Source organism: Nonomuraea sp. 3N208, from assembly GCF_052245935.1.
GTDB lineage: Bacteria > Actinomycetota > Actinomycetes > Streptosporangiales > Streptosporangiaceae > Nonomuraea.
This window is the reverse complement of sequence record NZ_JBQQBR010000108.1, coordinates 1-5300: the sequence shown is the minus strand read 5'-3', so window position 1 is coordinate 5300 and position 5300 is coordinate 1. Positions and strand designations below refer to the sequence as shown.

General features: G+C 71.1%; 6 protein-coding genes. 3 read left to right on the top strand and 3 right to left on the bottom strand.

Annotated features, from left to right (window positions below; genetic code table 11):
• Positions 1 to 252: hypothetical protein (locus ACTWPT_RS59385; protein ID WP_443186373.1), on the bottom strand; the 252-nt coding region annotated here is incomplete at its 3' end.
• Positions 253 to 324: 72 nt separating this feature from the next.
• Positions 325 to 1296: a methyltransferase gene (locus ACTWPT_RS59380; RefSeq protein ID WP_443186372.1), complete on the bottom strand. Its 972-nt coding sequence runs from the start codon at positions 1294 to 1296 to the stop codon at positions 325 to 327.
• A 122-nt stretch (positions 1297 to 1418) separates the two neighbouring features.
• On the opposite strand from ACTWPT_RS59380, the gene ACTWPT_RS59375 reads away from it, so the two are divergent.
• Together ACTWPT_RS59375 and ACTWPT_RS59370 are read left to right on the top strand one after the other, a co-directional pair.
• Positions 1419 to 2423, top strand: coding sequence for a hypothetical protein (locus ACTWPT_RS59375; RefSeq protein WP_443186371.1), 1005 nt, complete (start codon positions 1419 to 1421; stop codon positions 2421 to 2423).
• A gap of 5 nt (positions 2424 to 2428) precedes the next feature.
• Complete coding sequence (locus ACTWPT_RS59370; RefSeq protein WP_443186370.1) at positions 2429 to 3397, top strand: hypothetical protein; 969 nt, start codon at positions 2429 to 2431, stop codon at positions 3395 to 3397.
• A 221-nt stretch (positions 3398 to 3618) separates the two neighbouring features.
• On the opposite strand, the gene ACTWPT_RS59365 is transcribed toward ACTWPT_RS59370, so the two are convergent.
• The gene (locus ACTWPT_RS59365) at positions 3619 to 4386 is read right to left on the bottom strand and encodes a VOC family protein (protein WP_443186369.1); all 768 of its coding nucleotides are present in this window, start codon (positions 4384 to 4386) and stop codon (positions 3619 to 3621) included.
• Positions 4387 to 4556: 170 nt separating this feature from the next.
• On the opposite strand from ACTWPT_RS59365, the gene ACTWPT_RS59360 reads away from it, so the two are divergent.
• Positions 4557 to 5186: an alpha-ketoglutarate-dependent dioxygenase AlkB gene (locus ACTWPT_RS59360; protein WP_443186368.1), complete on the top strand. Its 630-nt coding sequence runs from the start codon at positions 4557 to 4559 to the stop codon at positions 5184 to 5186.
• Positions 5187 to 5300: the final 114 nt, after the last annotated feature.

The following is a 5300-nucleotide window of genomic DNA, read 5'->3' as shown; positions in this document are numbered from 1 at the left end:
CGTGGCGGGGCGGGCGCTGAGCGCGGCCGGAGGGGGTGCGGTCGTGTAGCCCTCGGGCACCGGCACTTGGTCCAGCGTGGGTGAGCTCCCGGGAATGCCCGCCAGCACGGCGGCCATGACCAGATGGAGGACCCCGGCGAGCACGGTGGAGATCCGCACCGCGTGCGCCCGCCGCTCAGATGCGGCGTCCTGGGGCTGCCCGCGATCTGGGGTCACGCCCTGGGTCCGTGTCGTCGCGATGAGTGTGCCCATGCCGATGCCATGCCGAATCCTCCCGGTCTGGAACGATCAACCTTTCGATCTAGACATGGATGCCGGCTACGGTCAAGAGGTCCGCGAGCCGCCCGCCCGGCACTCCACCACCGAACGCCCCGACGGCTGCGTGCCCGTCGCCACGACCTCCAGTCCTGCCCGCGCGGCCAGCTCACCGAACTCCTCCAGCGTGCGCTCGACACCCCCGACCAGCACCAGCTCGGGCGTCAGCCCTCCGCCTGTGACGGGCTCCAGAGACACGCTGCCCACCACGACCACCCGCCCGGACGCCCCCGCCGCCTCCGCGCAGCGGCCCAGCAGCCCCAGCGCCTCCCGGTCCGGCAGGTCGTTGAGCACCTTCCGCACCAGGTAGACGTCCTTCCCCGGAGGCAGCGGGTCGTAGAAGCTGCCCCCGATCACGGTGACCCGGTCGGACAGCCCGGCCGCGGCGAAGGACTCGGTCGCCCTGGCAGCCGTACCGGGCAGCTCGACCAGCGTGCCCTTGACCCCGGGCCGGGCGAGCAGGATCGCGGTGAGCGCCGCGCCGGTGCCGCCGCCCACGTCCACCACCTCGGTCACGCCCTCCCAGTCCGCCCCGACGAGGATCTCCGCGTCGAAATCCCCGTGCCCCACCGGGCCCATCAGCGCGTCAAAGGTCTCGCTCAGCTCCGGGTGCGCTTCTAGATCGTCCCAGAACGACAGTCCGTACAGCTGCCAATAGGCCGGCTTGCCGGACCGCACGGACGCCAGGAACGTGGTCCAGGCCCCGGCCAGCCTGCCGCCCACGCCGTCGAGGTCGAGGAACAGCCGCAACGACTCGTCCTGCAGCCCGCGCGCCGCGTCGTTGAGCGCGAATGTGCCCGGTTCCGGCTCCTCGAACACGCCCTTGCCGACCAGGTGGGTGAGGGTCCTGCGCAGGTACGCGGCATCGCAGCCGGCCGTCCGCGCCAGGTCGCCGACCTCCGCGGGGCCCTCCGTCAGCCGGTCGGCGATGCGGAGCGTCGCGGCCACCCGCAGCGCCCACGGGGTGCTCAGATCGGCCATCTCCCAAAGGTCCACCCTCCCAGACTCCCATGCTCCGCGTACGACGGACAGCCGTGGCCGACCTGTGACCAACCGGACACGGCATGTGCGGGTCTAAGCAGGTGAGCGAAAGGATCACAGCCATGAGGCATCCCTCAGCGACCGCCGCGCTCCTGGCGGCGGCGGTCCTCGGCGGGCTGGGGCTCGTACCCGGTGCCGCCCACGCGCGGAACGGGCCCGCGGTGGCCCGCGCCGCCTGGATCAAGTCCTGCTACGACAAGAAAGAAGCCGATTCCTACCCCTGCGGCCACTGGCGGTTGCTGACGCGTGACGGCAAGCAGACGATGGTCCGCGATGCCGCCAGCACCAAGATCGACGCCGCGGGCGATGAAGTCCGCGACCCGGGCACGTTCGCGATCAGCCCGGACGGGCGGGTGCTCGCCTACGAACGCGCCGGCGACCACCGCCTGGTCGTCCGGCGGGTCGCCGGCGGCCCGGCCAGGGTGCTGCCGAAGTCGGTGCTGCCCAAGGGCGTCGGCACCGACGAGATCGGCATCGACCTGTCGCCCACGGGTGACAAGGTCCTGATCGACTACTACGACGACCCCGCCCGCCTGCCTGCCAAGGTCGTCACGGTCGCCACCGGCAAGATCACCACGCTGGCCGCCCAGGACACGATGCTGGGCTTCAGCGGCGACGGTGACGAGGTCCTCGCCGTCCGCTACCAGGGCGACAACACCACCGCCATGTACGTCCACCCCCTCGACGGCGGCGCCCCCATCAAGAGCACACCGCCCCAGGTCGTCGCGAACGCCCTGGCCCACGCGCTGGCCCCCGACGGCAAGACCGCGGCGTCGTTCACGGCCGGCGACCCCGAGAAGAAGCGGCCGCCCAGGGTGCGGATCTACGACCTGGAGACAGGGGATCTGTCGGCGAGCGCGGACTTGCCGGTCAAGCCGGCGGCGCTGCCGTACGCGCCGTGGTGGACCGCGGACGGGCGGCTCAACGTGGTCGTCCACAGTGGCGAGGACGGGCAGGCGGCGGTGATACGGGTGCTCACCGTCGACCCGCAGGCTCAGGAGGCCACGCAGACCGACACGTACACGATCAGCAAGACCAGGCACGCCTATGTGGCCGCAGGGGAGTGACCCACATGAGAACCAAGATCTTAATGACCCTCACGGCCGCGCTCGTCGCCCTGGCCGCGGCACCGGCGGTCGCGCACGCCGATCCGCACCAGCACGACAGCATCAGGTACGCCTCCATCAAGAGCTGCGCCGGCAAGGAGGAGCAGCCGAAGCCGTGCGGCGGCTGGCGGCTCGTCATGCACAGCGGCGAGCAGATGACGCTGCGCGACGCGCAAGGGGTCGCACTCGACGCGAAGGGCAAGTCCACGCGCTACCTCCCGGCGGCCATCGCGGTCAGCGGGAACGGGCAGCGGGTCGCGTACTTCACCAAGACCGGCAGGCTCGCCGTGCGGACCCTCGGGGGCGGCGTCAAGCTCCTTCCCAAGGACGCGCTGCCGCGGATCGGCCAGGCCGAAGTGACGCTGGTGCTCTCCGACGACGGGGGCCGGCTGGCCGCCGTCTTCAGCGGCGAGAAGCCCCGCGCCACTCGCGTCTTCGACACCGCCACCGGTGCCCGGCTCGGCACCGTGCCGCCCGACCTGAACCTGCAGGGGTTCAGCGCCGACGGCGACGAGGTGCTCGCCACGGTCGAGGCCGACGAGTCCATCACCGACCTGCTGGTGTACAGCGACGCGGGAGAGCAGCTGCATCGTGCCACACCGCCGCAGGTCGTCGCGGCGAACGGGCCGCAGGCACTGGCCGCCGACGGGCGTACTGTGGCGAACCTCGTGCAGGGGGACAAGCCGGAGCTGGTGCTGTACGACCTGGAGTCCGACCAGGTCACCGATCGCAAGAAGATCAAGCTGCCGGCCGGCGACCTCGACATGATCGACTGGACGGGGGACACCCAGGTGACCCTCCACCTGGTCCGCTCCCTCACGAACTCCACCAAGGCGACGATCGTGCAGATCGACACCCGGACCGGGGCGGTCAAGATCAGGGACCGGTACACGGTGCTGAAGGACACCTTCGTGTTCGCGGCGTGCGGAGGTTGACCCAGACGTGCTCGCAGCGTGCGGACAGTCCCGCGGGCGTGTGCGTGCGGGGCAGAATGCGGACCGGCCGTTGTTAGTTAGGAACGGCGGACGCCGGGAAGCTCCAAGAAGCAAGCTGTGAAGTCGCCCCGGACCACGAGGCGGGGGACCCGGCCCGGCCTGTACGGACTGCGTGCCGCACAGGCCGGGCCCAGCCGCTTACGCCGAGCCGGCTATGCCGCTCACGCCGGGCTGGTGATGACCGCGAAGCGGGCGCCGTGCGGGTCGGTCAGGAGCGCCATGCGACCGACCTCCTCCACGCTCATCGAAGGAGCGCGCACCGTGCCACCGAGCTGCTGCGCCATGGCCACCGTGGCGTCGCAGTCCGGCACCTCGAAGTACGGCAGCCAGTGCGGGCTGTCGCCCGGCTCCAGCTGGACGAGCCCGGCCATGGACGTCTCCTCGCCGCCCCCGGCGGGGGAGATCACGGGGTAGGACAGGTCGCCCATCGGGAGGTCAAGAATGGACCAGCCGAAGACGGTCTGGTAGAAGGAGCGCGCGGCGGCGAAGTCGGGGACGTACAGCTCGGCCCAGGCGAGCGAACCCGGCTCCGTGACCATTCCGAGCCCCTTGGTCTCGTCCGGCTGCCATACGGCGAACCTGGCCCCCGCGGGATCCGCGAACACCGCCATCCGGCCCTGCCCCTCGATGTCGAGCGGCGGGGCGAGCACTGTGCCGCCCGCCTGCTCGACCGTCTTGGCGACGGTGTCGGCGTCGGGCGTCTGGAAGTACGTCAGCCAGGCCGCGGCCGGGTTGTCCTCCGTGGCGTGGCTGATCCCGGCGACTGTCTTGCCGTCGACCTGGCAGAAGCGGTAGTCCCTGTGCTGAGGTCCGAGCGTGATCGACTGCCAGCCGAACAGTCCGGTGTAGAAGGCCTCGGAACGGTCGACGTCAGGGCTGTTGACGTCGACCCAGCAGGGAGCGCCCGGCAGGTAGTGAGTGGTGAGCATGGCGTTGTTCCTTCGCGTGACGAATCGGTGGGTGGCCTCCTCACCTCACGGCGCGGTCTGAGGGCGACGCCACTCGTGTCCGGCGCCTGCCAGCCTGGCACGACGTACCACCGAAAGCGACCTCCACCAAAATCGAATATGTGTTTGAAGCATGGCATACACTCGGCTCTATGACAGCCGCGTTCCAAGCATCTCTGTTGGGTCTGGACGAAGAGCTCGGTGTCGGGCCGCTCGGTGCCGCCGTCCGCAGGACGCAGCTCGCCCACGGCGCATGGATCGACCTCCGGCCGGGCTGGCTGTCGGGTGCCGACACGCTGTTCGAGCGGCTCGCCGAGGTGGTGCCGTGGCGGGCCGAGCGGCGGCGGATGTACGACCGGATGGTGGACGTGCCCCGGCTGCTGAAGTTCTACGACGAGGGCGAGACCCTGCCGGACCCCATGCTCGAGGAAGCCCGGCGCGCGTTGAACGCCCACTACGGGGAGGAGCTCGGGGAGCCGTTCCGCACGGCCGGACTCTGCTTCTACCGGGACGGCCGGGACAGCGTGGCCTGGCACGGCGACACGATCGGCCGGGGCAGCACCGAGGACACGATGGTCGCGATCGTCTCGGTCGGCTGCCCCAGGCCCCTCCTGCTCCGGCCGCGCGGCGGCGGCCCCTCGATCCGGCGTGACCTCGGCCACGGGGATCTGATCGTGATGGGCGGCAGCTGCCAACGCACCTGGGAACACGCCATCCCGAAGACGACCCGCCCCACGGGGCCGCGCATCAGCATCCAGTTCCGCCCACGCGGCGTCCGCTGACCCCGGACGCTCGCGCGCCCTCATGCAGCAGCCGCACCCCCGCGGTGGCACGGCACCCGCACGTGGCGTCCGCTTCTCGTGACCCGCCCGCTGACATGGCATGCGCGCCCGCGA

Excerpts from the sequence above, each read along its gene's own strand:
- ACTWPT_RS59380 (WP_443186372.1), bottom strand. The coding sequence starts at position 1,296 with ATGGCCGATCTGAGCACCCCGTGGGCGCTGCGGGTGGCCGCGACGCTC.
- ACTWPT_RS59375 (WP_443186371.1), top strand. The coding sequence starts at position 1,419 with ATGAGGCATCCCTCAGCGACCGCCGCGCTCCTGGCGGCGGCGGTCCTC.
- ACTWPT_RS59370 (WP_443186370.1), top strand. The coding sequence starts at position 2,429 with ATGAGAACCAAGATCTTAATGACCCTCACGGCCGCGCTCGTCGCCCTG.
- ACTWPT_RS59365 (WP_443186369.1), bottom strand. The coding sequence starts at position 4,386 with ATGCTCACCACTCACTACCTGCCGGGCGCTCCCTGCTGGGTCGACGTC.
- ACTWPT_RS59360 (WP_443186368.1), top strand. The coding sequence starts at position 4,557 with ATGACAGCCGCGTTCCAAGCATCTCTGTTGGGTCTGGACGAAGAGCTC.